Source organism: Serratia liquefaciens (genome assembly GCF_027594825.1).
GTDB classification, from domain to species: domain Bacteria; phylum Pseudomonadota; class Gammaproteobacteria; order Enterobacterales; family Enterobacteriaceae; genus Serratia; species Serratia liquefaciens_A.
Genome location: NZ_CP088930.1, coordinates 575,140 through 601,756 on the forward strand (window position 1 = coordinate 575,140; position 26,617 = coordinate 601,756).

At 52.4% G+C, this 26,617-nt stretch carries 22 protein-coding genes; 8 read left to right on the forward strand and 14 right to left on the reverse strand.

Annotated elements, in window-relative coordinates:
* Positions 1 to 69: 69 nt before the first annotated feature.
* The gene (locus LQ945_RS02530) at positions 70 to 561 is read left to right on the forward strand and encodes a Dps family protein (RefSeq protein ID WP_020827174.1); all 492 of its coding nucleotides are present in this window, start codon (positions 70 to 72) and stop codon (positions 559 to 561) included.
* Positions 562 to 769: 208 nt separating this feature from the next.
* Here LQ945_RS02530 and LQ945_RS02535 read toward each other — a convergent pair whose 3' ends face one another.
* Positions 770 to 946, reverse strand: a complete 177-nt coding sequence (locus tag LQ945_RS02535) for a YciY family protein (protein WP_071827036.1) — start codon at positions 944 to 946, stop codon at positions 770 to 772.
* 253 nt (positions 947 to 1,199) lie between these two features.
* Between LQ945_RS02535 and cls the strand changes: the two genes are divergently transcribed.
* Together cls and LQ945_RS02545 are read left to right on the forward strand one after the other, a co-directional pair.
* Positions 1,200 to 2,660 (forward strand): cardiolipin synthase, encoded by a 1,461-nt coding sequence (gene cls, locus LQ945_RS02540; RefSeq protein ID WP_269935142.1) that lies wholly within the window; start codon positions 1,200 to 1,202, stop codon positions 2,658 to 2,660.
* Positions 2,661 to 2,716: 56 nt separating this feature from the next.
* Positions 2,717 to 3,040, forward strand: coding sequence for an HI1450 family dsDNA-mimic protein (locus tag LQ945_RS02545; protein ID WP_004945300.1), 324 nt, complete (start codon positions 2,717 to 2,719; stop codon positions 3,038 to 3,040).
* A gap of 58 nt (positions 3,041 to 3,098) precedes the next feature.
* Here the strand turns inward: LQ945_RS02545 and LQ945_RS02550 are convergent, their stop codons facing one another.
* The gene (locus LQ945_RS02550; protein ID WP_044551705.1) at positions 3,099 to 3,863 is read right to left on the reverse strand and encodes a DeoR/GlpR family DNA-binding transcription regulator; all 765 of its coding nucleotides are present in this window, start codon (positions 3,861 to 3,863) and stop codon (positions 3,099 to 3,101) included.
* Positions 3,864 to 4,167: 304 nt separating this feature from the next.
* On the opposite strand from LQ945_RS02550, the gene LQ945_RS02555 reads away from it, so the two are divergent.
* The 3 genes from LQ945_RS02555 to LQ945_RS02565 all read left to right on the forward strand — a co-directional run bounded on the left by LQ945_RS02555 (position 4,168) and on the right by LQ945_RS02565 (position 7,306).
* Positions 4,168 to 5,610: a glycerol kinase gene (locus tag LQ945_RS02555; protein ID WP_270102203.1), complete on the forward strand. Its 1,443-nt coding sequence runs from the start codon at positions 4,168 to 4,170 to the stop codon at positions 5,608 to 5,610.
* A 23-nt stretch (positions 5,611 to 5,633) separates the two neighbouring features.
* Positions 5,634 to 6,881: an ethanolamine utilization protein EutH gene (gene eutH, locus LQ945_RS02560; protein ID WP_044551710.1), complete on the forward strand. Its 1,248-nt coding sequence runs from the start codon at positions 5,634 to 5,636 to the stop codon at positions 6,879 to 6,881.
* Positions 6,882 to 6,949: 68 nt separating this feature from the next.
* Positions 6,950 to 7,306 (forward strand): DUF1937 family protein, encoded by a 357-nt coding sequence (locus LQ945_RS02565; protein ID WP_044551712.1) that lies wholly within the window; start codon positions 6,950 to 6,952, stop codon positions 7,304 to 7,306.
* Between the two features lie 70 nt (positions 7,307 to 7,376).
* Here the strand turns inward: LQ945_RS02565 and LQ945_RS02570 are convergent, their stop codons facing one another.
* The 9 genes from LQ945_RS02570 to LQ945_RS02610 form a co-directional block, all read right to left on the reverse strand.
* A complete protein-coding gene (locus LQ945_RS02570) occupies positions 7,377 to 8,594 on the reverse strand; it encodes an FAD-dependent oxidoreductase (RefSeq protein WP_044551714.1) in 1,218 nt (405 codons plus the stop codon).
* Positions 8,591 to 9,988: an NAD(P)/FAD-dependent oxidoreductase gene (locus LQ945_RS02575; protein WP_044552961.1), complete on the reverse strand. Its 1,398-nt coding sequence runs from the start codon at positions 9,986 to 9,988 to the stop codon at positions 8,591 to 8,593. The genes LQ945_RS02570 and LQ945_RS02575 overlap by 4 nt, the downstream gene beginning before the upstream one ends.
* Before the next feature lie 289 nt (positions 9,989 to 10,277).
* Positions 10,278 to 11,279 (reverse strand): murein tripeptide/oligopeptide ABC transporter ATP binding protein OppF, encoded by a 1,002-nt coding sequence (oppF, locus tag LQ945_RS02580; RefSeq protein ID WP_020827182.1) that lies wholly within the window; start codon positions 11,277 to 11,279, stop codon positions 10,278 to 10,280.
* Entirely contained in the window at positions 11,276 to 12,292 is a 1,017-nt protein-coding gene (locus LQ945_RS02585; RefSeq protein WP_044551717.1) for an ABC transporter ATP-binding protein, read from the reverse strand. The genes oppF and LQ945_RS02585 overlap by 4 nt, the downstream gene beginning before the upstream one ends.
* 11 nt (positions 12,293 to 12,303) lie before the next feature.
* The gene (oppC, locus tag LQ945_RS02590) at positions 12,304 to 13,212 is read right to left on the reverse strand and encodes an oligopeptide ABC transporter permease OppC (RefSeq protein WP_044551719.1); all 909 of its coding nucleotides are present in this window, start codon (positions 13,210 to 13,212) and stop codon (positions 12,304 to 12,306) included.
* A gap of 14 nt (positions 13,213 to 13,226) precedes the next feature.
* Positions 13,227 to 14,147 carry an oligopeptide ABC transporter permease OppB gene (oppB, locus tag LQ945_RS02595; protein WP_020827185.1) on the reverse strand — a complete coding sequence of 307 codons (921 nt, stop codon included), beginning with the start codon at positions 14,145 to 14,147 and terminating at the stop codon, positions 13,227 to 13,229.
* 83 nt (positions 14,148 to 14,230) lie between these two features.
* Positions 14,231 to 15,868, reverse strand: coding sequence for an oligopeptide ABC transporter substrate-binding protein OppA (gene oppA / locus LQ945_RS02600; RefSeq protein WP_270102204.1), 1,638 nt, complete (start codon positions 15,866 to 15,868; stop codon positions 14,231 to 14,233).
* A gap of 151 nt (positions 15,869 to 16,019) precedes the next feature.
* The gene (locus LQ945_RS02605) at positions 16,020 to 17,657 is read right to left on the reverse strand and encodes an ABC transporter substrate-binding protein (RefSeq protein ID WP_269935137.1); all 1,638 of its coding nucleotides are present in this window, start codon (positions 17,655 to 17,657) and stop codon (positions 16,020 to 16,022) included.
* Positions 17,658 to 18,347: 690 nt separating this feature from the next.
* Positions 18,348 to 18,992 (reverse strand): YchE family NAAT transporter, encoded by a 645-nt coding sequence (locus tag LQ945_RS02610; RefSeq protein WP_020827188.1) that lies wholly within the window; start codon positions 18,990 to 18,992, stop codon positions 18,348 to 18,350.
* A 524-nt stretch (positions 18,993 to 19,516) separates the two neighbouring features.
* On the opposite strand from LQ945_RS02610, the gene adhE reads away from it, so the two are divergent.
* Positions 19,517 to 22,189, forward strand: a complete 2,673-nt coding sequence (adhE, locus tag LQ945_RS02615) for a bifunctional acetaldehyde-CoA/alcohol dehydrogenase (protein ID WP_262241401.1) — start codon at positions 19,517 to 19,519, stop codon at positions 22,187 to 22,189.
* Between the two features lie 130 nt (positions 22,190 to 22,319).
* On the opposite strand, the gene LQ945_RS02620 is transcribed toward adhE, so the two are convergent.
* Positions 22,320 to 22,904 (reverse strand): thymidine kinase, encoded by a 585-nt coding sequence (locus LQ945_RS02620; RefSeq protein ID WP_262241400.1) that lies wholly within the window; start codon positions 22,902 to 22,904, stop codon positions 22,320 to 22,322.
* Positions 22,905 to 23,606: 702 nt separating this feature from the next.
* On the opposite strand from LQ945_RS02620, the gene hns reads away from it, so the two are divergent.
* Positions 23,607 to 24,014: a histone-like nucleoid-structuring protein H-NS gene (gene hns, locus LQ945_RS02625; RefSeq protein WP_006321188.1), complete on the forward strand. Its 408-nt coding sequence runs from the start codon at positions 23,607 to 23,609 to the stop codon at positions 24,012 to 24,014.
* Between the two features lie 206 nt (positions 24,015 to 24,220).
* On the opposite strand, the gene LQ945_RS02630 is transcribed toward hns, so the two are convergent.
* Entirely contained in the window at positions 24,221 to 25,231 is a 1,011-nt protein-coding gene (locus LQ945_RS02630; RefSeq protein ID WP_262241399.1) for an NAD-dependent epimerase, read from the reverse strand.
* 9 nt (positions 25,232 to 25,240) lie between these two features.
* Complete coding sequence (locus tag LQ945_RS02635; protein WP_262241398.1) at positions 25,241 to 26,584, reverse strand: UDP-glucose dehydrogenase family protein; 1,344 nt, start codon at positions 26,582 to 26,584, stop codon at positions 25,241 to 25,243.
* Positions 26,585 to 26,617 lie beyond the last annotated feature (33 nt).

Here is a 26,617-nt window from a genome sequence, read left to right on the forward strand (position 1 = left end):
AATCCGGTTACTGTGTTTGTTATGGATATTGTGTAAATCATCGAATCAAATAATCAGGAGAAGATTATTATGGCAACGACGAAGAAAGCAGCGAAAAACCATATCGGCCTGGACAGCAAACAATCGGCAAAACTCTCGGAAGCCCTGAATGCGCTGCTGGCGAATTATCAGGTGCTGTATATGAACGTACGCGGCTACCACTGGAACATCTCCGGTCCGCACTTCTTTGAGCTGCACGTCAAATTTGAAGAAACTTATAACGATCTGCTGACCAAGGTCGATGAACTGGCGGAGCGTATTTTGACCCTGGGTTCGCAGCCTCGCCATGCCTTCAGCGATTACCTGAAAACTTCCGACATCAAGGAAGACACCAACGTCACCGACGATAAAGGCACGCTAAGCGGTTTATTGCACGGCTATTCGGTGCTGCTGCAACAGCAGCGTGAACTGCTGACGCTGGCCGCCGATGCCGGTGATGAAGGGACAGCTTCATTGATGAGCGATTACATCAAAGAGCAGGAAAAACAGGTGTGGATGCTTAACGCCTACCTGGGAAAATAATCCCAACCTGTGCTAACAAAACAGTCCCCTCAGGGACTGTTAGGCCGTTGACAAACATATAATGTTTGGCGGCAGCCGCTAAAGATTTTGAAAATAAATCAGGAAAATCAATTTATTGATTTTCGGCTGATAACACAAAGGGGGAAAAACCACGCTTTTCTCCCCCTTTGTCAATAATCTGACAGTCCCCTCAGGGACTGTTTTCGTTTTACCACTCGTACGACACCACAAACAGCAACGAACGTCGGTGCTGATCGTCCAGGCGACGCCGCACCCGAATGATATGCCGATTGCTGCATGACTGGCGTTCCAACCAGCGATGCCTGCGGCGCTGGCTCTGCCGCAACATCCGCCAGCGGCCCACTTCGTTTCTACTGCGTCTCATCGTTTCGTTACTCATTCGTCAAAAGCCAACGGCGGGCATTATAGCCCTTTCGCCGTGCGATCCAAGCCACAACTTGCCGTATTTCACTCTGTTTCGGTGGCGCGACTGGCAGCTTAAAATGCTCTTTTTGTTTACAGCAAGTCCCTTAAGACAATCATATTTTTGCAACATAAGCGCGGAGAAAAGGTTTCCCCTTTACCATTCTGTGCGTACACTCATCGTTGGTGGTTTGCGAACGGGATTTTTCGCCTTTATGACAACATTTTATACCGTAATCAGTTGGCTCATGGTGTTTGGTTACTGGCTGCTTATCGCCGGTGTGACCCTGCGTATTCTGATGAAACGCCGAGCCGTACCTTCTGCGATGGCCTGGCTGCTGGTTATCTACATTCTGCCGCTGTTCGGTATTGTGGCTTATTTATCTTTTGGCGAATTGCACCTGGGCAAGCGCCGCGCCGAACGCGCCAAGGCCATGTGGCCCTCTACCGCACGCTGGCTGAGCGAATTGAAAGAGAGCCAGCGGATCTTCGCCACGGAGTACAGTGAGGTCGCCAGACCCCTGTTCCAACTGTGCGATCGCCGTCAGGGTATTGATGGGGTCAAAGGTAACCAACTCCAGCTGCTCACCACCACCGACTCGACGCTGAAAGCGCTGATCCGCGATATTGAGCTGGCTCGTCATAATATAGAGATGGTGTTTTATATCTGGCAGCCCGGCGGGCTGGTGGATCAGGTCGCCGAGTCGCTGATGGCCGCTGCGCGCCGCGGCGTACACTGCCGACTGTTACTGGATTCTGCCGGCAGCCTGCAGTTTTTCCGCAGCCCCTATCCCGGCATGATGCGCAATGCCGGTATCGAAGTCGTGGAGGCGCTTAAGGTCAACCTGTTCCGCGTGTTCCTGCGTCGAATGGATTTGCGCCAGCACCGCAAGGTGGTGCTGATCGACAACTATATTGCCTACACCGGCAGCATGAACATGGTAGACCCGCGCTATTTCAAACAGGATGCCGGCGTCGGCCAATGGATCGATTTGATGGCGCGCATGGAAGGCCCGGTCGCCAGTACCATGGGGATCGTTTATGCCTGCGATTGGGAGATTGAAACCGGTAAACGTATTCTGCCGCCGCCGCCGGACGTCAATATCATGCCGTTCGAACAGGAAAGCGGCCACACCATCCAGGTTATCGCTTCCGGCCCCGGCTTCCCTGAAGAGATGATCCACCAGGCGCTGCTGACGGCCGTTTACTCTGCGCGCGAACAGCTGATCATGACCACGCCTTACTTTGTGCCAAGCGACGACCTGCTGCATGCTATCTGCACCGCCGCCCTGCGCGGGGTGGAAGTCAGCATTATTGTCCCACGCGACAACGACTCGACGATGGTACGCTGGGCCAGCCGCTCATTCTTCTCCGAACTGCTGGAAGCTGGCGTGCGGATCTATCAGTTCGAAGGCGGTCTGCTGCATACCAAAAGCGTGTTGGTCGACGGTCAGCTCAGCCTGGTGGGTACGGTGAACCTGGACATGCGCAGCCTGTGGCTGAACTTCGAAATCACGCTGGTGATCGACGATGACGGTTTCGGCAGCGATCTGGCCTGTGTGCAGGATGATTACATTGCCCGTTCGCAGTTGCTGAACGCCCAGGAGTGGCAGAAACGGCCATTCTGGCATCGGATTGTCGAGCGCCTGTTCTACTTTTTCAGCCCGCTGCTATAAATGCCGCAGCGGGCATGGTTTAATAACGCCAAATCATTTGTGATCGGGATTTAATTATGGATTTGAATAACCGCCTTACTGAAGACGAAACGCTGGAACAGGCTTACGACATCTTTCTGGAACTGGCCGGCGACAATCTGGATCCGGCGGATATTCTGCTGTTCAATCTGCAGTTTGAGGAGCGCGGTGGCGCAGAACTGTATGACCCTGCGGAAGACTGGTCGGAACATGTGGATTTTGACCTGAACCCGGATTTCTTTGCCGAGGTAGTGATTGGCCTGGCTGACAGCGATGGCGAGCCGATCAATGACGTTTTTGCCCGCGTACTGCTCTGCCGCGAGAAAGACCACAAGCTTTGCCATATCCTGTGGAAAGAGTAACCTTTTGATACCCATATAACCCTGTCGGTCATCGCGACCGGCAGGGTTGCTTAGCCCCTCAGGCCACAATCACCTGGAGATTTGCCGGGAAAACCAGGTTCTTCAGTTTCTTCTCCGGATCGCTGGTCACCAGCCACGAGATATCTTTTAACTCTGCCACCAGCCCTGTCGCATGGTTATTCAACTTGTGTCCATCGGCAAGGACAATGGTTTTGTTGCTGTTTTTGATCATCTGACGGGCAATGGCGGCCTCGTTCAAATCCTGATCCATCACCCCTGCCTTTGGGCTCACTGCCCCGGCGCCGATGACCGCATAATCCGCATAGAAAGCGCTGATCCCCTGCAATGCCACCGGGCCAATGCACTCCATTTTCGACAGGCCGAACTGCCCGCCAATCAGGATCAGGTTAATCGTTGAATTATCATGGAACAGGTTGGCGATCACCGGAGAATTGGTGATGACGGTAAGCTGGTTAATCCCGGCAATCTGCTTGGCAAATTCCAGCGTCGTGGTCCCGAAGTCGATAAAAAGCGAGTCCCCTGGCTTGATCAATTCGGCCGCTTTAATGGCAATGGCCTTTTTGTCATCCTCGGCCAGTCTGGCCCGCTGATTAAACTCCAGCTCAAACCCATATTGAGCAATGACCGCCCCGCCATGGATTTTCTTGATGTGTTTCAGCTCTTCAAGCTTATTCAGGTCTCTGCGGATGGTTTCCTGCGAGACATTAAAGTCATCAGCCAACTCATTGACGAACACCTGCCCACTATTTTTCAACTTCTCGAGAATGATGTTCCTTCGTTCTAATGCGTTTGAGTAATCCATCTTCTGATCCATTATGTTGTCTTTAGCATTATAAAAAGTGTGGGTTTAGATGACGTTTTAATTGCTTGGTAGACAATTGTTTACCAACTCCTCACGTGAAGCAACCGCCTATTTCACTTTTCACAGGGCAAAAACCACAACAACCACAGCATAACCACACTGTCAGAAGTTAAAACCAAGACATTGGTCACAATTAAATCGAAAATTGTGAGTTTGATGTTGATTTAATGTGTAGTAATGATACTAAATAATATAAACGGGCACAATGACAACATCTAAACCACAAAATAGACCTGAGGGCTTTATGCTGAATCAACGCTATGCAGCCATTGACCAAGGAACAACAGGAACACGCGTCGTGGTGTTCGGCGAGGATGGAAAACATTTTTCCCCCGCCGCCATCGCGCACAAACAATTAACGCCCAATCCTGGTTGGGTTGAACACGATCCCATGGAGATCCTGCGCAATATTCGCACCTGTCTTAGCCAGTGTGGGGTGGTGGATGCCATCGGTCTGGCGCATCAGGGCGAGAGCGTCGTCGCCTGGGATGCCCAGAGCGGCCTGCCGCTCTATAACGCCATTATTTGGCAGGATCAGCGTACAGGATCCGTCATTCGTCAGTTGCGCAATGAAGGTATGGAAGAAACCGTTCGGGCAAAAACCGGCCTGCCGCTGGATACCTATTTCTCCGGGAGCAAACTGGGCTGGATCATGCGCAATGTGCCTGGCGCCCGTGAACTCTCCCGTCGAGGCCACCTGCGGCTCGGCACCATGGACAGTTTTTTCATGTTCCACCTGTGCGGTACCCACGCCACGGATTACAACTCGGCCTCAAGGACCTCGCTGTTCAATATTCATACTCTGCAATGGGACGAGGAACTGTGTCGACTTTTTGGCGTCCCGATCGATGCCTTGCCTGAAATTCGCGACAATACCGGTCACTTTGGCGACGTAAACTGTGCCGGTAATACCACGCCACTGACGGCCTGTATCGTCGATCAGTTTGCCGGCACCTATGGACATGGTTGTCTGCAACCTGGCCAGATGAAAATCACCTTCGGCACCGGCGCATTTTTGCAATCGATTACCGGCACCAAGGTTCCTGACTCACAGGGCTCGGGGCTGCTGCCGACGCTGTGCTGGAAATTACCGGGCGAGCCCCCGCTCTATGGCCTGGATGGCGGCGTCTATAACGCGGCATCGGCCATTAACTGGGCCAAAAAGATTGGCTTGTACAGCGATATCGAGGAGTTCTCCGATTTCCCTGAAGAACCGGCTATCGCTCGCGGGTTGGCTTTTATCCCGGCACTTTCCGGCTTGGGCTGCCCCTATTGGGATCGCTCGGCCGCCGGGTTATGGGCCGGGCTGTCGCTGGAAACCGAACGCAAAGACATGCTGCAGTCCATTCTTGAAGGGATCGCCATGCGCTCGGCCGAGGTGATCTTCGCCATGGACAAAGTTCGCCCGATCGGCGACACCATCTCCGTGGACGGCGGCTTGTCGGCGAACCTCTACTTTAAGCAGTTCCTTGCCAGCCTGATCCAAAAGCGCATCGTTACCCCTGCCAACCGGGAAATTACCGCCCAGGGCGTCGCCTTATTGGCCCGCAAGGGGTTAGGCAATACCCACCCCATGAACATCAGAACACAACAAACAACCACCGAGCCTGCGGAACGCGATCTGTCACCTTATTTTGCAAAATATAAGGACATTATTTCCCGTTCCCGCAACCTGCGCGGCGAATAAATAATAAGAAAGTGGAGGCAATTATGTCCGAGATTGGCAACATCATTATCTATATCATTATGGCCGGAACCCTGCTTGGTGCCATGGCATCGGTGGTCAAACCCGAAAGCGGCTTAGGCAAAGAGTTCGTCAATGGCATTCATTCCATTGGCCCGGTCTTTCTGGCCCAGGCCGGCATTATGGCGGCAATCCCCATTCTGTCCTACGTCATTACCTACACCGTTGGCCCCCTGTTCCAATCTATGGGATCGGATGCGTCCATTGCCGCCCTGTCGATTATCGCCGTTGATATGGGCGGCTATCAGTTGGCGGACGCCATTGCCGCCAACCGCGACCAATGGATCACGGCCATGCTGATTGGCTACACCTCCGGGGCCAGCATCGTTTATTTAATTCCGGTCGGCCTGGTCATGCTGCAACAAAAAGACCACAAATATCTGGCGCTGGGTGCCATGGCGGGCTTAATCAGCATCCCGTTTGGCGTGCTGATATCATTGATGATCATCACGCTTAATAATATTCCGGTACGGGATATCATCTCTACGGCGTCCCCCGCCAACCATTATTTAAGCATCGACTTTTTCAATGCCTTGCAACTGCTTTCCCCGCTGTTCGTCTTTTGTATCCTGCTGGCATTAGGGCTGAAATACCGCACGCTCTGGATGGTAAAATGCTTCCTGTTCTTCGGTAAGATTATGGATGCCTTTATCAAAATGGTGCTGGCTGCCTGCATCATTGAGCACTTCACCGGGGTCTTTAGCAAAGTCTTTGGCGGCTGGGTGTTCGATCCGCTTTTCGCCGACGAAAAAGAACTGTATCGGGCGATTGAGATTGCCGGCTATATCGGCATCATGCTGGCGGGGACCTTCCCGATTTGCTACCTGTTCCAAAAATATTGCCAGCGCCCGATGAAGTTTATCGGTCGACAGCTTCGGCTCACGGATGCCGGGGCCATCGGCATGGTCATGGTGCTGGCCAACATCATTGCCGTTTATCACCTGTTCAAAGATATGCGCGCCCGTGACAAAGTGCTGTGCGTGGCCTTTGGTATCTGCGCCCAGGCGACCTTAGGCGACCACTTGGCCTTTACCGCCAACTTCCAGCCCACCCTGGTCCTGCCGATTATGGTCGGCAAATTCCTTGCCGGCGCCATTGCCGTAACCATCGCAATCTTTATTTCCGTACCGGAGGCGCAACGGATGGAGCAACGCGACGAGCTCGAAGAGGCGGCGGCGCAAAGCGCCAGGCCAAGCGTTCCTCTGACAGTTTAATTCCCTGATTATCCCCCGCCGTGCCTGGCCACCAGGCACGGCTTTCTTTTAAGCCTATGAGGTTTTCCATGCGTAAGATATTCCTTGCCTGCCCCTACAGCCATAGCGATGAAAACGTAGTACAAGAGCGTTTTCTCGCCTGCAACAGGGTTGCCGCCAACATCATCGAGGCAGGCCATGCGGTTTTCAGCCAGGTCACGATGTCGCACCCGATTAATTTGCAGCTGCAAAACACCGATAAAACAGCGATTGGCAAAATGTGGGCGCCGGTAGACGCACTGTTTTTAGCCATGATGGAAGAGTTGATTATTTTGGATCTTCCCGGTTGGGATAAAAGCGCAGGCATTAAACGAGAGATTGAGTTTTATCAGTCGCGCAATCAACGCGTAAGCCTGTGGTCCGAGGTTGAACACGAATTCAAATAGCTCGCTGAGGTACCAGAATAAACTAAGCCTGCATATGCAGGCTTTTCACTTGGCTGGATGGGGAATAGCGCTATCGGGCAATCACGGTCAGTTGACTGTCCGGGGTCACGCCAGAGATATCGATATTTTTCAGAAGAATACGGCGTTCAGGCAAACAGCGGTGTGTTCCGCGATAAAGCTCCTTTTCGCCATCGCGCACGATAATCTCGCCTTTATGGTAACGGTTAACACGGACGTTGAGCGTGACGCAACCCGCAGCCTGCGCTGAGACGGAAACCCGATTTGGCGCAGCAAGACGGAATACTTCATCCAGTTGAATGGCAACATTGAATCGCGGCGCGTCATCCTGTTGCAGAGATTGCGCAACCTTCTGGCCTACGCGCAACCCTTCCTGGTAACACTGATCCCCCATATCGGCTGGGTGGGTCATATTGCCTGCGACATAATAGTCCGGATCGGAACAGCGACCATGCTGATCGAACCATGGGCGGCCAGTCTCAGGCTCATAGGCCAAATGGCTGTTACGGATCAGCGTGTACTCGCCGGTAAAGCGTCCGGTAAAGATGATGCTGTCGCAGGCCAGCCGTTGTGAGCTGCCGTCTGCGGCGGTAAATTCGATGCTTTCCACCCGCTCGCCGCCATTGATTTGAGTGACATGCGCACCCAGATGGAGTTTAACCCCCATAAGACGGGCATATAGCGCGGCCACGCGGAACGCCGTTGGCCGGGTGTTTTCATCGATCATAGCCAGCGCCTTGATGCCCGCATTGCGCAGCGTCCAGATCGTGGAAAAACTGACCAACTCAGACCCGATGATCACCGGCTTAATGCCCGGCTTGAGTTTTTTCAGATAGATAAACTGCTGTAACGCACCAGCAGTCAAAACCCCCTGAGGCCTGACGCCACTGACCAGCCTGGCGTGGCGCGGCGTTTCGCGCACGCCCGTGGCAATAATCACACGTTTGGCATGCAAGGTTTCAAGGCCCCGATCGCCAGAGATGATCACCTCACCGCCGGGCTTGATATTTACCACCGTGGTGCCGGTTCTGATTTCACAATGGTTTTCCACCAGGCTCAGGATGCGTTCGGCCCAGAGGTGCCCTTTCATCGGCCGGTGAAAAGTCTGCAGGCCGAACGTCGGATGACGGCAATGGCGCGGTACGCCGCCCGCCTGCTTTTCCCTTTCCAACAGCAGAACGCGGTTTACGCCTTCATCCCATAAAGCGCGGGCGGCGGCCAAACCGGCCGGCCCGGCACCAATAATAATCACGTCATATGACTGACTCATTCCACCCTCCCAACAACCAGAGTGTTGTCCAAACGATCGCCCACGATTTCGGCCACCTGATTACTGCAGAAAAAGCCGTTGCAGCGTCCCATCATGACGCGGGTGCGGCGACGCAAACCACCGATACACTCAGGCGGAACCGCCGAGTGGAATGCCGCCTCCAGCTCGCGCCGTGTGACTAATTCACAATGACACACGATGCCGCCATTGCCCGAACAGGTATAATCGCGCGGCTGATAATCAGACAGCATCGGCATCACCGGCCACTGGAATTCAGCGGGCGGTTGATGCGTAAATAGCGGGTTGAAATGGTCGCGATAAAGCGTTTCTACATGGGCGGCAATCCCCAACGCAGCGGTCAGCCCGGTGGAGCGGATCCCTCCTACGCTGATCCAATTTTCCTGCGGGTAGTGATAAATTCGATACTCTTTCTTTTCCGTTGCCGGCCGTAGCCCGGCGTAGGTGGCGGTCACGCTGTATTGCGTCAATGTCGGCAACATCCGACTGCCTTTTTCAATCAGCCCTTTAAGCACCGACTCATCGACATCGGCCCGGTTGCGATCGGTTTGCTCTTCAGCCGTCGGACCCAGGATCATATTGCCGAAAATGGTTCGACACAGCAGCACGCCTTTGGTGGTGGGCGTCGGAACCGGCAGGATAATGGCATTGATATCTGCCGCAGCGGCTTTGTCATAGACCAGAAACTGCCCTTTCCTTGGGCGGATTTCATAATCCGGTTTGCGCCACAGGCCATCAACCAGGTCGCCATGGTTACCCGCACAGTTGATCACCAGCCGAGTGCGCACGCTGCCCTGGTCGGTCTGCAATAGCCAACCTTGCTCGTCGCGCGTCGCCTTGGTCACTTCGCAGTTAAAACGGTATGCCCCACCGTGCATCACCGCCTGCGTAACGTAAGCGAGTGGTGCGCTCCAGGGATCGATGACATATTCGCCCGGAACCCATACTCCACCCAGCGCGCCATCCGCCAGTTTTGGCTCACGCAGATAAACTTCGGCGGCCGAAATCTGCACCACGTCCGTCACCCCATTTTCATGGGCCTGTTTCACGATGCCAGGCAGCGCCGCGAGCTGTTCTTCGTTCCAGGCCACCACGATGGCCGTGGTTTGCAACAGCGGGAGGTTCATCTTTTCCCGGATTGCCAGATACTCGTCGTAACCCGCCTGCATGCATTGCAGTTCCAGGCTTCCCGTCGGCGCATCAAAACCGGTATGGAGGATCGCGCTGTTGGCTTTGCTAGCACCGGACAAGATATCGCCGCCTCGCTCCAGCAATAGCGTTTTCGCGCCCATCAGGGTGAAACGTCGGAAAACGGCGCATCCCACTACGCCGCCCCCGATAACTACCACATCAACATTTTCATTTAGCTGTGTCATACGCGTTTTCTCACCACCAAACATGTGATAATAAAACCACACAAACCACACCATTACAACATTAAAACCACAAACCAGAATCACAAAGGCCACAGTAAAAATCATGTAAAAATAGAATTACCCATTGAATTTGATTTATTATTTTTAAATAAACACGCTGAGTTTCCTTTTTTAGCCGGGGGAGTAATTTGTGGCTTTTGTTGGTTTTGCGTTGTGGCGGGAATGCCATAAAAAAAGGGTTCATGCAAACATGAACCCTTCAGGCAACAAAATGGAATGAAATGACCGTTTACAGCGGATCGACCTTCAGACAGGACACGGCATGGCGGAAGCTGCCTTCCAGCAGCGGACGCGTCTTGGCACATTCCGGCCCGGCGATCGGGCAGCGGGTGCGGAACACGCAGCCAGAAGGCGGATTGATCGGCGAAGGCAGTTCCCCTTCCAGTAACTGGATCTGCTTTTCCTTCTCCTTGTCCGGGTCCGGGATCGGCACCGCCGACATCAACGCCTTGGTGTAAGGATGTTGCGGATTGTGGTACACCTCATCATAAGTCCCCAGCTCCACCGCATGGCCCAGATACATCACCAACACACGGTCGGAGATGTGTTTGACCACCGCCAGATCGTGGGCGATAAAGATCAGCGACAGGCCCATTTCACGCTGCAGTTGCTGCAGCAGGTTCACCACCTGCGCCTGAATCGACACGTCCAGCGCCGAGACCGGTTCATCACAGATCACCAACTTGGGTTCGAGGATCAAGGCGCGTGCAATCCCAATACGCTGACACTGACCGCCAGAGAACTCATGCGGATAGCGGTTGATCAGGTTAGGCAGCAGGCCAACCTTCAGCATCATCGCCTTTACCTTGTCTTTCACTTCCTGACGCGGCATTTTTGGGTAATAGGTGCGCAGCGGTTCCGCGATGATTTCACCGATGGTCATACGCGGGTTCAGCGAGGCCAGCGGATCCTGGAAGATCATCTGGATGTCGCTGCGGGTTTTGCGCCAGTCGACGTCGCTCATGCCAAGCAAATCTTTACCCAACCAGGCCACGCGTCCACTGGTGGCTTTCACCAGGCCGATAATGGCACGGGCAAACGTCGATTTTCCACAGCCGGACTCGCCGACCACGCCCAGGGTTTCCCCTTCGAACAGGCGCAGCGTCACACCGTCAACGGCTTTGAGCGTTTTCGGCGGCTGCCAGAACCACTGTTTGTCATCATGAATGTCGAAGTGCACTTTCAAATCGGCCACTTCGAGCAACACTTTCTTGTCGGTTACCGCTGTCATACCAACGCCTCCACTGGTTTAAAGCAGGCGCGCAGGCGCCCTTCACCAAACTGCTCCAATGGCGGAGCGCTCGAGCATTGCGCCATCGCGTACGCACAACGCGGTTGGAACGGACAGCCTTTCGGCAGGCGCAGCAGGTTCGGCGGGTTGCCGGGAATGGTCATCAGCGCCTCGCCTTCGGCATCCAGACGCGGTACCGCATTCAGCAAACCAATGGAATAAGGATGGCTCGGGTGATAGAACACATCCCGCGCGCTGCCGTACTCCATGGTACGCCCGGCATACATCACCAACACCTTATTACAGATACCGGCCACAACGCCCAGGTCGTGGGTGATCATGATGATCGCGGTATTGAACTCACGTTTCAGTTCGTTCAACAGCGTCATGATCTGCGCCTGTACCGTCACATCCAATGCGGTGGTAGGTTCATCGGCAATCAGCAGCTTGGGCCGGCACAGCAGTGCCATGGCGATCATTACGCGCTGGCGCATCCCGCCGGAAAACTCATGCGGGTACATGCGCATGCGCTTGCGTGCTTCCGGCATTTTGACCGCATCGAGCATGCGAACCGACTCTTCGAAGGCTTCGCTTTTGCTCATGTTTTTATGCAGCATCAGCACTTCCATCAGCTGCTCGCCAACGCGCATATAAGGATTGAGCGAGGTCATCGGGTCCTGGAAGATCATCGAAATTTCTTCCGCCCGCAGCTTGTTGAGCTGTTTTTCCGGCAGGTTGAGGATCTCACGGCCGTTAAATTTGGCCGAACCGCCAATGCGACCATTGCTGGCCAGCAGTCCCATCAACGCGAAGGCGGTCTGGGATTTGCCGGAGCCGGATTCGCCTACGATACCCAGCGTTTCACCGGCGCGCAGATCAAAATTCAGATCGTTCACTGCCGTCACATCACCATCCGGAGTGCCGAAGGTCACGCGCAGATCTTTTACATCCAGCAACAGCGACGGCTTCACGGTGCCGGCGGTTTGCAACTGCGGATTTTCAATGGTGCTCATGATTGCACTCCTTAACGATCTTTCGGGTCGAGGGCGTCACGCAGGCCATCGCCGATAAAGTTGAAACAAAACAGAGTGACAACCAGGAAACCCGCCGGGAACAGCAGCAACCACGGTGAAACTTCCATCGAGTTGGCGCCATCGCTCAGCAATGCCCCCCAACTGCTTAACGGCTCTTGCGTCCCCAGCCCCAGGAAGCTGAGGAAAGATTCGAACAGGATCATGCTCGGCACCAGCAATGAGGCGTAAACCACCACCACACCCAGCACGTTCGGCACGATATGGCGCAGCACGATGTTGCGGCTCGAAACCCCGCACACCAACGCCGCTTCGATAAATTCTTTACGCTTCAGGCTCAGGGTTTGACCACGCACGATACGCGCCATATCCAGCCACGACACCATGCCGATAGCGACAAAGATCAGCAGGATATTCTGCCCGAAGAAGGTCACCAGCAGGATCACGAAGAACATGAACGGGAAGGAGTTGAGGATCTCCAGCAGACGCATCATCACCGAGTCGATTTTACCGCCCAGGTAACCGGACATTGCACCGTACAGGGTACCGACAATCACCGCCACCAGCGCAGCCGACACGCCGACCATCAGCGAGATACGCCCGCCAATCGCTACGCGCACCAGCAGATCGCGGCCCGATGAGTCCGTACCGAAGTAGTGTGCCGATTCGAGACTTGGCGCGGCCGACATCATCGCCCAATCGGTATCGTCATAGGCAAACTGCGACAGCCAGGGCGCCACAATCACAAACAGGGTAATCAAAGCCAATACGAACAGGCTGCTGAGCGCCGCCCGGTTGTGCACAAAGCGGCGACGGGCATCCTGCCACAGGCTGCGTCCTTCCACTTCGAGCTTCTCGCTGAAGTGCTCCAGAGCCTCGCTGTTCTTTTTCGTCAACATCATTTGCGTGCTCCAGCTTAATAACGAATTTTTGGATCGATAACGGCATACAGCACGTCCACGATCGCGTTAAACAGGATAGTCAGAGCGCCAACCAGAATGGTCAGACTCAATACCAAAGAGTAGTCGCGGTTAAGCGCGCCGTTAACAAACAGCTGGCCGATACCCGGCAGGCCGTAAATGGTTTCGATAACCATAGACCCCGTGATGATGCCGACAAACGCCGGGCCCATATAGGAAAGCACGGGCAATAACGCAGGCTTCAACGCATGGCGCAATATAATGCGGCGCATAGGCAAACCTTTGGCGCGCGCGGTACGGATAAAGTTGGAATGCAGCACTTCAATCATCGAGCCACGCGTGATACGGGCGATACTGGCGATATAGGCCAACGACAGCGCCACCATTGGCAGGATGATAAATTTCGGTGCCCCGCCGTTCCAACCCCCACCCGGCAGCCATTTCAGCGTGATGGCGAAGATCAACACCAGTAACGGCGCCACCACGAAACTGGGGATCACCACCCCGGTCATGGCAAAGCCCATCACCGTGTAGTCCCATTTGGTATTTTGATTCAGTGCAGCCACCACACCAGCGCTAACACCCAGGATCACCGCCAGCAAAAATGCGGCCAGACCCAGCTTGGCAGAGACCGGGAATGAAGCAGCCACCAGATCGTTGACCGAATAATCTTTGTATTTGAATGAAGGACCAAAATCGCCCTGCGACAGCTGGGCCAGATAATGGCCGTACTGTTTCCAGATAGGATCGTTCAAATGGTATTTGGCTTCGATGTTGGCCATCACTTCCGGCGGCAACGCGCGTTCGCCGGTAAATGGGCTGCCGGGCGCCAGGCGCATCATAAAGAATGAGATGGTGATCAGAATAAATAGCGTCGGGATCGCTTCCAATAAGCGACGAAATATAAATTTAAGCATTGCCCTAACCCTGTGTTGCAGCCTGATAACGGCTTATTATTCACAACATAGGCCGGCGGTTAACACCGCCGGCACTTACCGTATCAATGCTTGATGATGTACAGGTTTTTATCGTACACGTTATCAAGCGGGTCTTTACCGGTGTAACCCCCAACATAAGGTTTCACCAGACGGGCATTCACGTAGTAATAAACCGGAACGATGGCAGAATCTTTATCCAGCTGAACTTCGGCCTTCTGATACAGCTCGGCACGTTCTTCTTTGGTTTTCGCCGTCAGCACGTTGGCCATCAGCTTGTCGAACTCGGCGCTCTTATAGTGCGGGGTGTTACTGCTGCTGTCAGACAGCATCATGTTCAGGAACGAGCTAGGTTCGTTGTAGTCCGCACACCAGCCGGCACGCGCAACGTCGTAGGTCCCCTGATGACGGGTATCCAGGAAGGTTTTCCACTCCTGGTTCACCAGCTTGACATCCACACCCAGGTTTTTCTTCCAGATGGAGGCCGCGGCGATTGCCAGCTTCTTATGCAGATCTGAAGTGTTGTACAGCAGTGAGAAAGTCAGCGGTTTGCCTGGGCCATAGCCTGCATCGGCCAGCAGTTTTTTCGCCACTTCATTACGTTTTTCTTGCGTCCAGCTGAACCACTCAGGTGGGGTCAGTTTGGCGCCGTCGGTGTATGGCGGTGTGAAGCTGTAAGCCGGCAGATCGCCCTGGTTTTTTACTTTGTTGGTGATGATGTCGCGGTCCAGACCCAGTTTCAGTGCTTCACGTACGCGTGCATCGGTAAATGGCGCTTTCTGGTTGTTGATTTCGTAGTAGTAGGTACACAGATAAGGATCTACGTGAACCTCTTTCGGGATCTCTTTTTTCAACTTCTGGAACAGTTCGATCGGCATGTTGTTATAGGTCATGTCGATTTCGCCGGTGCGGTAGCGGTTAACGTCGGTCACTTCCGAAGAAATTGGCAGGAAGGTCACTTTGTTAATGATGGTTTTCGCGTTATCCCAATATTCCGGGTTACGTTCCAGTACGATGCGTTCGTTAACCACCCAATCTTTCAGTTTGTAAGCACCGTTGCTGACGTAGTTGGCCGGCAAGGTCCACTTTTCGCCAAACTTCTCGACGGCTTCTTTATATACCGGCTTCATCGCATAGTGCGGGGTCATTTCAACCAGGTAAGGCACCGGCTCGGTCAGGGTCACCTGGAAGGTATGGTCATCAATGGCTTTCACGCCCAGGGTAGATTTATCTTTCTTCCCGGCGATGACGTCATCCACGTTTTCTACGTGGGCATATTGCAGATAGCTGGCATAAGGTGATGCGGTTTTCGGATCAACCACGCGCTGCCAGCTATACACGAAATCTTGCGCCGTGACCGGCTTGCCGTTCGACCATTTTGCGTCTTTACGCAGATGGAAGGTCCAGACTTTAAAATCTTTGTTATCCCAGCTTTCCGCGACGCCAGGGACAATGGAACCATCCGGGCTGTTGTTGGCCAGGCCTTCCATCAGATCGCGCGTTACGTTGTTTTCAGGTACGCCTTCGATTTTATGCGGGTCGAGCGATTGCACTTCCGAACCGTTGTTCTTAACGATCTCTTGTTTGTCCGCCAGTTGCACGCCCGCCGGCACGACAGCCGCAAAAGCACTTCCGGTTGCTGTGATACCCAGCGCGGCAATGATGCCGGCCGCAAGGATGGTTTTTTTCGTGATGTTGGTCATGTGTATACTCCAGTTTTTATTATCACAGGCTCATCGTGGAGCCTGCGTTGCCCGTGAGCGGACCTTGTTATACCGGCTGCCGCTGAACGAATACGGCAGGCGGCCTTCCCTGTATTACTCCACCGCTGATGGCGTGGCGTAATACCCCTCGTTACTGCTTGATGATGTACAGATTTTTCACATCGGTGTAGTCCAGCGGATCCTTACCGGTAAAGCCGCCCACCGACGGTCTGATAAGGCGAGCGCTGACGCGGTAATACACCGGAATCAACGCCGAATCTTTATCCAACTGAGCTTCTGCCTGCTGATAAAGGGCGGCGCGTGCAGCCTCGTCCGGCGCTTTTAGCGTGCCGGCCATCAGGGCGTCAAACGCCGGGCTCTTGTAGAAAATGGTGTTGATGCTGCTGTTGGAAAGCACCAGATTGAGGAATGCGCTCGGCTCGTTATAGTCACCGCACCAGGTAGCGCGCGCCACGTCGTACTGCCCCTGATGGCGACTTTCAAGCGAGGTTTTCCACTCCTGGTTGCGTAGCGTCACCTCAGCACCGAGGTTTTTCTTCCACATCGAAGCGGCGGCAATGGCCTGCTGCTTATTTTGATCGGAGGTGTTGTACAGCAGCGTGAACTTAAGCGGTTTGCTGGCGCTGAAACCGGCTTGCTCCAGCAGCTTCCTGGCCTCGGCATTGCGCTGTTCCTGGCTCCAACTCGCCCATGCCGGCGCAGTGAATTTGGCGCCTTCGGTAAAGGTTGGGGTGAAACTGAACGCCGGGATCTGCCCCTGGCCCATGATTTTGTTGGCGATAATGTCACGGTCCAGCGTCAGTTTCACGGCAGCGCGAACCCGCGGATCGGTAAAGGGCGCACGCTGGTTGTTAATCTCGTAATAAAAGGTGCACAGATAAGGGTTAACGTGCAGTTGCTCAGGGATCTCTTTCTTCATCTTCGCGAACAGGTTCGGCGGGATGGCGCTGTTGGTGATATCAATTTCACCGCTGCGGAAGCGGTTAACGTCGCTGACCTCGGAGGCGATCGGCAAGAACGTCGCCTTATCGATCACCGTTTTCTTGTTGTTCCAATAGCTCGCGCTGCGTTCAAGCACAATGCGCTCATTCACTACCCAATCCTTCAAGCGATAGGCCCCGTTGCCAACATAGTTTGCTGGCAACGTCCATTTGTCGCCAAACTTCTCGATCACCGAACGTTTTACCGGTTTCAGCGAGGTGTGGCTCAGCATGCTGATGAAGTAAGGTACCGGTTCGCTCAGCGTGACCTGCAGCGTTTTATCATCGATGGCTTTAATGCCCAGGCTTTGCGGCCCTTTCTTGCCGGTCAGGATATCGTCGATATTTTCAATTTTGGCGTACTGCAGATAGCTGGCGTAAGGCGAGCCGGTTTTCGGATCGGCCAGGCGCTGCCAGCTATAAACGAAGTCCTGTGCGGTCACCGGGGAGCCATCACTCCATACCGCGTCCGGGCGCAGGTGAAAAGTCCAGGTTTTGAAATCCTGGTTTTCCCATTGGGCTGCCGTCGCCGGTACCACATGCCCATTGGCATCGGTGCTGACCAGCCCTTCCAACAGGTTAAGAATAATATTACTTTCCGGTATCCCTTCGACCTTATGCGGATCCAACGAAGCCACTTCCGTGCCGTTGTTAATTACAATGCTCTGCTGTTGAGCCAATTGCACTCCGGCCGGAACGTCGGCCGCCTGAGCAGAATATACGGCGCTGATACTCAGCAAGCCGGCAATGAACATAGCTAATGGAGTGCGCTTTCGGGTTTGCTGCATGGTCGAGGCTCCTTTTCACCAACAAGCATTGCTTATCGATATTCGTGAAGTATTTATAAGAATTCTAAATAAACAGACACCAGCAAAAATCATTCCCACTTTGACGACGCAGCCGCGTTAATTGCGCGTAGAAAGTTGCTCGGAAATTAGCAGAAGGCAAATTCCATAGCCAATAATTTTTACAGAAATGTTAAGCAATTCTCTTTTATTGCATCAAGCCCGATCTGTACCCCTCGGACGAGGGTGACAGTTACACGATATAAAACACTGATTTTAATCAGGTAAAATAAAACAAGCCTTGCCCTGGCGGCGCACTGCAAGCTGACACAGCAGACAAAGAAACATTCAGTTAACAAAGCGGCCGTTCAAAGAACAAACACCTGCTTATGTGCGGTTAATCACTAATAACACCTGGATGAAAGCGAGACAAGCCCTACAGAATGATGTGATTAAATTAACAGCGAATTTGATGTTAGGAGGGGGAAAAAGGGCAATAACTGGGGAAGATAAGGGGTAAAAACAACGCTTAGCGTTTTATTGAGCAACAAATTGAGATTTATGCCACATACTGGTGCAAGTGAATAAAATTCATTCATATTGCGCACTATATTAATGCGAACCAATAATTGATTTTAATTTTTAAAATTAATTTGAGTCGTGAATCGCCCTATTCACGACTCGGTCGCCGGATTACAACAGACCCGGGAATATGGCCTTAATGCCGGTAACGATAAATTCGATACCTAAAGCCATCAGCAACAACCCCATGATTCGGGTGATGACGTTAATGCCGGTTTGCCCCAATAAACGAACCAATAAAGGCGCGGCGCGGAACAATAGCCAGCAACAAAAGGCAAAGAGCGCGATCGCCAGGGTAAAACCCAACAGGTTTTGCCAGCTATGATAGCGGGAACTCCAGACAATGGTGGAACTGATGGCACCCGGTCCGGCCATCAGTGGCAATGCCAGGGGCACTACGCCGATGCTTTCACGGATTGCGCTCTCCGATTTTTCCTGTTTGTTCTGTTTGTCTTCCCCCAGTTTGCCGCTGATCATCGACATCGCAATGGTGACCACCAGGATGCCGCCGGCAATGCGGAACGAGTCAATGGAGATGCCGAACATGCGCAAAATCCCCTCCCCCAAAAACAGCGAGGTCCAGAGGATTATGGCCACCGACAGGTTGGCGGTCAGGTTAGTTTTATTGCGCCCCGCCGCCGCCTGATAGCTGGTCATGCTGATAAATACTGGCAAAATGCCTACCGGGTTCACCAGCGCAAACAGGCCGACAAAAAATTTAATGTAGCCGGAAAAATCCAACAGAGATTGGCCCACAAATGACTCCGCTTTAATAGCTTTAAAAGTGACACTGCCTACGCGCGCTAATGTAATGGAATTGCCACGGGTAATCCATTGGTCATGACCGGGATTTTTATCTATTAATGTGGTAAATAATAAAATAACTCACCACTGTTAATGCAATGTACGGTTTATGATTTTTTATGTTAGAAAAAGTGCCAGGCATCGCAGTTATCAAGAATGATTCTCAAAAACCTTGGCTGAATGGTGTCAGCATGCGATTTTTTTGATTTAAATCACATAATCACTACCCAAGAGTAGTTAAGCTCTTAGTCGTAGTCAGGGAGTAGAACAGGTTAAGGAAAAAGTGGCATCTCTGTTCGGCCCGCTGTCTTCTCCTGCTGAAGCATCGGGTAAAGCTCTTTAAGCAAATCAGCAACATGCAGCACAAAAAGATGGGAAACCTTTGTTTTTAAAACAGCATTTTCCACCGATCTGTCTATACTAGTTGCTCGCACGGCTGATTTACTGAAAGAGTTTAACATTATCAGGAGAGCATTATGGCTGTAACAAATGTCGCTGAACTGAACGAGCTAGTTGCACGTGTCAAAAAAGCCCAGCGCGAATATGCCAACTTCACTCAAGAGCAAGTTGATAAAATTTTCCGCGCTGCTGCCCTCGCCGCTGCCGATGCCCGTATTCCTCTGGCTAAAATGGCCGTTGAAGAATCCGGTATGGGTATCGTTGAAGATAAAGTGATCAAGAACCACTTCGCATCCGAGTTTATCTACAACGCCTATAAAGATGAAAAAACCTGCGGTATCCTGTCTGAAGACGATACTTTCGGTACCATCACCATCGCCGAACCTATCGGCCTGATTTGCGGTATCGTACCCACCACCAACCCAACTTCCACGGCGATTTTCAAAGCGTTAATCAGCCTGAAAACCCGTAACGGCATTATCTTCTCTCCGCACCCTCGTGCGAAAAACGCCACCAACAAAGCGGCAGATATCGTGCTGCAGGCAGCGATTGCCGCCGGTGCACCAAAAGACATCGTCGGCTGGATCGATCAGCCTACCGTTGAACTGTCCAACCAGCTGATGCACCACCCTGACATCAACCTGATCCTGGCCACCGGTGGCCCAGGCATGGTTAAAGCGGCCTACAGCTCCGGCAAACCGGCCATCGGCGTGGGTGCAGGTAATACCCCGGTGGTGGTTGACGAAACGGCGGATATCAAACGCGTCGTGGCCTCTATTCTGATGTCTAAAACCTTCGACAGCGGTGTGATTTGCGCCTCTGAGCAATCCGTCATCGTGGTTGACTCCATCTATGATGCGGTGCGCGAACGTTTCGCTTCCCATGGCGGCTACATGCTGCAGGGTAAAGAACTGAAAGCCGTGCAGGACATCATCCTGAAAAACGGCGGTCTGAATGCGGCTATCGTCGGTCAGTCTGCACCGAAAATCGCTGAAATGGCAGGCATCAAAGTTCCGGCAAGCACCAAGGTGCTGATCGGTGAAGTGAAGCTGGTCGATGAGTCAGAACCTTTCGCTCACGAAAAGCTGTCGCCAACGCTGGCCATGTATCGCGCCAAAGACTTTGAAGACGCGGTCAGCAAAGCGGAAAAACTGGTCGCCATGGGCGGTATCGGTCACACCTCTTGCCTGTACACCGACCAGGATAATCAGCCGGAACGCGTAGCCTTCTTCGGCGACAAGATGAAAACCGCGCGTATCCTGATCAACACCCCTGCTTCTCAGGGTGGTATCGGCGACCTGTACAACTTCAAACTCGCTCCGTCTCTGACGCTGGGCTGCGGTTCCTGGGGCGGTAACTCCATCTCTGAAAACGTCGGTCCAAAACACCTGATCAACAAGAAAACTGTAGCGAAGCGAGCAGAAAACATGTTGTGGCATAAACTTCCGAAATCAATCTACTTCCGCCGTGGCTCACTGCCAATCGCGCTGGAAGAAGTAGCGACCGACGGGGCAAAACGCGCCTTCATTGTGACCGACCGCTACCTGTTCAACAACGGCTATGCAGACCAGATCACTTCCGTTCTGAAGTCACACGGCATTGAAACCGAAGTGTTCTTCGAGGTTGAAGCGGATCCAACGCTGTCCATCGTTCGTAAAGGCGCTGAACAGATGAACTCCTTCAAGCCAGACGTGATCATCGCACTGGGCGGCGGTTCACCGATGGATGCTGCGAAGATCATGTGGGTCCTGTACGAACATCCGGAAACCCACTTCGAAGACCTGGCGCTGCGCTTTATGGATATCCGTAAACGTATCTACAAGTTCCCGAAAATGGGAGTGAAGGCAAAAATGATTGCCGTCACCACCACTTCAGGCACCGGTTCAGAAGTTACGCCATTTGCGGTAGTGACCGACGACGTGACCGGTCAGAAATACCCACTGGCAGATTACGCATTGACTCCTGACATGGCGATCGTTGACGCCAACCTGGTCATGAACATGCCGAAATCCCTGTGCGCCTTCGGTGGCCTGGATGCGGTAACTCACGCGCTGGAAGCTTATGTTTCAGTCCTGGCGAACGAATACTCCGACGGTCAGGCGCTGCAAGCGTTGAAACTGCTGAAAGAGTATCTGCCAGCAAGCTATAAAGAAGGCGCCAAGAACCCGGTAGCCCGTGAGCGCGTGCACAATGCCGCAACCATCGCCGGTATCGCGTTCGCCAACGCCTTCCTGGGGGTTTGCCACTCAATGGCCCACAAACTGGGCTCCGAGTTCCATATCCCACACGGTTTGGCCAACGCCATGCTGATCTCCAACGTCATTCGTTATAACGCGAACGACAACCCGACCAAACAAACGGCTTTCAGCCAGTACGACCGCCCACAAGCACGTCGCCGCTACGCTGAAATCGCTGACCACCTCGGCCTGAGCGCACCGGGCGACCGTACCGCACAGAAAATCGAGAAGTTGCTGACCTGGTTGGACGAGATCAAGGCCGAACTGGGCATCCCTGCTTCAATCCGCGAAGCCGGCGTGCTGGAAGCCGATTTCCTGGCGAAAGTAGACAAGCTGTCTGAAGACGCCTTTGACGACCAGTGTACCGGTGCTAACCCACGTTATCCGCTGATTGCTGAACTCAAGCAAATCATGCTGGATACCTTCTACGGCCGTAAATTCAGCGAAGCGGTTGACGAAGAGGTTTTGGTCGCACCGGTTGCCGCCAAGACGGTAAAGAAGACCAAAAAATAACGGTTCATTGAATTGAGCCAACAAAAAACCGCCGAAAGGCGGTTTTTTTATGCGGCAGAGTCCATTCATCAATCCGCCTTGAGCAATAGCGACAAAACGCGCTACAAGGCTCTCTGTTGCGCGCTGGAGGCTACTCCAATGCCTCTATCGCTTCCTTGTAATGTTTGCGGCAGACGGAGACGTAGCTTTCGTTACCACCAATCACCACCTGTTCACCGGCATGCATCGCCTTCCCGCTCTCATCGAGTCGCAGCACCATATTCGCCTTACGCCCGCAGTGGCAAATGGTTTTCAACTCCACCAATTTGTCTGCCCAGGCCAGCAAATATTGACTGCCAATAAACAGTTCACCCAGGAAGTCGGTACGCAAGCCGTAACACAGCACCGGAATATCCAGCTGATCGACAACATCGCACAATTGCTCGACCTGCTGTTTCGTCAGGAACTGACTTTCATCCAGCAGAACGCAGTGTACAGGCTGCTGCTGATGTTCCTGCGCAATCATCGCAAAGAGCATCGAGTCATTATTATACAGCTGTGCCTGGGAAGACAGGCCGATCCGCGAGCTCACCTTACCCACGCCAAAACGGTGATCTATTTCAGCGGTAAACACCAGTGTACGCATACCACGTTCTTGATAATTATATGAAGATTGCAACAGCGCGGTAGATTTCCCTGCATTCATAGCAGAGTAATAAAAATAAAGTTGAGCCATGGGCCCGCTACTCCAATGGTATAAGAAATATTCAGCGGTTGATTCAGCAGCCAAGTGTACCATAAGGCGACAACCGGCTTACACCACCGGATTAATCAATATCCTGCCCAGACGAATACCAGACTTTCAAATGAAACATTCCGTTCTGCTCACATAGGGCTTTAACATCTATTTACAGGATGGTTTCTGCCTGTCATCACATTTAATTACTACTAATGATTAGCGCCCGGCATTAATGGTTATGCCAATGCTGTGACACGCCCCTGCAACAGAGGCCGGTGCGTAAGATTAAATCTATTAACCCCACCGGGCGTTGCGCCTGAGTATTTAATGACATAAAACAGCCCAGGGTACAGTTCTTGACGATATCTTTACTCATATACCCCTATTGTTTACAGTGTTGGCAGACTAAAACACGTGATTTAACCCACAGAATTCAGAGTAATATTGATATAAAACACAATTATAACTTAGTCATGAATGCCTTTGTGGCGCAGCAAACATACCGTGGCTGTAGAAAATTTGACTTAAAAATGGAGGTTGTAATACTTATCTCCCCTGCCTATATTAGCCCGAGAGTTCTGATTAGGTCTTTTAAAAGGTAAATTTGAGCGTTCCTTTCAATTTGGCTATTGCAGAAAAGAAAAGAGCACTCTATTATTATCCAGACGCCCCCCACCAATATAATTTGAGACTAGGACAATGAGCGAAGCATTAAAGATTTTGAACAACATCCGTACTCTCCGCGCTCAGGCAAGAGAATGCAGCCTGGAAACGCTGGAAGAGATGCTTGAAAAACTGGAAGTTGTTGTGAACGAACGTCGCGAAGAAGACAGCCAGGCTCAAGCAGAAGTTGAAGAACGCACCCGTAAACTGCAGCAATATCGTGAAATGCTGATTGCTGACGGTATTGATCCAAATGAACTGCTGCAAACTATGGCTGCAACTAAAGCCGCTGGTAAAGCTAAACGTGCAGCACGTCCGGCTAAATACCAATATAAAGATGAAAACGGTGAACTGAAAACCTGGACTGGCCAGGGCCGTACTCCAGCAGTGATTAAGAAAGCTATCGAAGAGCAAGGTAAATCTCTGGACGATTTCCTGCTGTAATAGCATTCCAGTTACATGTTAAAAAGGCTCCCAAGGGAGCCTTTTTGTTATGCTTATTTTCACGCTGCTTAGAACCTTCGTTCGGCTTTGCGTAATTATCCTAATGGGCGGCTTCGTTAATCCGCTATCTAACGGCTGAGTCCCTACGGTTTTCCAAAGCATAAAAAAGGGGCCTGAGCCCCTTATTGCATTAACGCACTGCTCAATTACTGAGCTTTATAAAATGATTTATACCATTCAACAAAGCGTTTCACGCCTTCTTCAACGCTGGTTTCCGGCTTGAATCCAATCACGCGATAGAGCTCTGCGGTATCGGCACTGGTATCTAACACGTCGCCAGGTTGCATAGGCAGCATATTTTTACGCGCTTCGATCCCCAACGCCTGTTCCAGCGCACTGATATATTTCATCAGCTTCACCGGGCTGCTGTTGCCGATATTATAGACATGGTATGGGGCAGAACTGGTCGCCGGCGATCCCTGCTCTACCGTCCAGTCAGCATTTGGCTGAGGAATAACCGCCTGCAAGCGGACAATAGCCTCGGCAATATCGTCGATGTAGGTAAAGTCACGGTGCATCTCGCCGTGGTTATATACATCAATACTGTCACCCGCCAATATGGCCTTGGTGAATTTGAACAGCGCCATATCTGGACGCCCCCACGGGCCATAGACGGTAAAGAAACGCAGGCCGGTGGTTGGGAGACCATATAGGTGAGAGTAGCTGTGCGACATCAACTCATTGGCTTTCTTGGTTGCCGCATACAATGATATCGGGTGGTCGACCGAATCTTCAGTCGCAAATGGCAGCTTTCGATTCAGACCATATACCGAGCTGGAAGAAGCATATAACAGATGCTCGACTTTATTGTGTCGGCAGCCTTCCAGCACGTTTAAATGCCCAATAAGATTCGAGTCCGCATACGCCAGAGGATTTTCCAGCGAATAACGCACCCCGGCCTGCGCACCCAGATGGATTACCCGCTGAAACTGGTGCTCGGCGAACAGCTGCGCCATCCCTTCTCGATCGGCCAAATCCAGCTTAATAAACCGGAAGGCAGGCTTATCCGCCAGCAGATCAAGACGGGCCATTTTCAGACCCACATCATAATAATCATTCAGGTTGTCGATACCGACAACCTGATGACCTGCGGCCAACAAACGCTCAGCAGTATGATAACCAATAAAGCCTGCCGCGCCTGTAACCAGGAATTTCATAGTCAACCCTTAAATAACCGGCTGAATGGACGCACCGCGACCAATCGCATAATAAGTAAAGCCTCGGCTTTCCAGACGCTCTGGATCAAACAGGTTGCGGCCATCAAAGATCACTGGCTGCTTCAGCGCACCCTTAATCACATCGAAATCCGGCGCACGGAAGTTCTGCCACTCGGTACAGATAACCAAAGCATCAGCGCCATGCAACGCCGCTTCTTTGGTCCCTACCAGCTTCAGGTCATCACGTTGGCCGTAGATACGTTGCACTTCATTCATTGCTTCAGGATCGTAAGCCTGAACGATAGCGCCCGCTTCCCACAACTGCTCCATCAACACACGGCTGGAGGCTTCGCGCATATCGTCGGTGTTCGGTTTGAATGCCAAGCCCCATAACGCAAAGGTTTTGCCTTTCAGGTCTTCACCGAAATGATGTTTGATAAATTTGGTCAGCTTATACTTCTGCTGATAGTTGACCTGCTCTACGGCCTGCAACAGTTTTGGCTGGTAACCAATATGTTCCGCAGTACGGATCAGCGCCTGAACGTCTTTCGGGAAGCAGGAGCCGCCGTAACCGCAGCCTGGATAGATAAAGTGATAACCGATACGGGAATCTGAACCGATACCCTGGCGCACTTTCTCAATATCTGCCCCCAGCATTTCGGCCAGGTTAGACATTTCGTTCATAAAGCTGATTTTGGTCGCCAGCATGCAGTTGGCGGCATATTTGGTCAACTCGGCACTGCGAATATCCATCATGATCATGCGATCGTGATTGCGGTTAAACGGTTCGTACAGTTCACGGATTGGTTCGATCACATCTTTGTTATCGGTACCGATAACGATGCGCTCAGGACGCATGCAGTCTGCTACCGCCGCCCCTTCCTTCAAAAATTCCGGATTGGAAACCACATCGAAAGGCACTTTGCTGCCACGTTTTTGCAGGGTTTCTTCCATCACCTGGCGGACTTTATCTGCAGTACCGACCGGCACGGTAGATTTGTCGATCACCACTTTGTGTTCGGTCATGTGTTCCGCGATGGTACGCGCAACGGCAGTCACATATTTCAGGTCGGCAGAACCGTCTTCATCCGGCGGCGTCCCCACCGCGATAAACTGAATGGTACCATGCGCCACCCCAGCTTTAGCATCGGTGGTAAAATGCAGGCGGCCGGCTTCATAGTTCTGCTGAACCAACGGCGTTAAGCCAGGCTCAAAAATAGGGATATTCCCTTTCTTCAGGTTTTCGACTTTACGTTCGTCTATATCAATACACATAACGTCGTGGCCGACTTCAGCCAACACCGCAGCCTGCACCAGGCCAACATAGCCAATACCAAAAACTGTTACTTTCATGGGAAAATCCTAGTTTTTCAAATTAAGACGAAA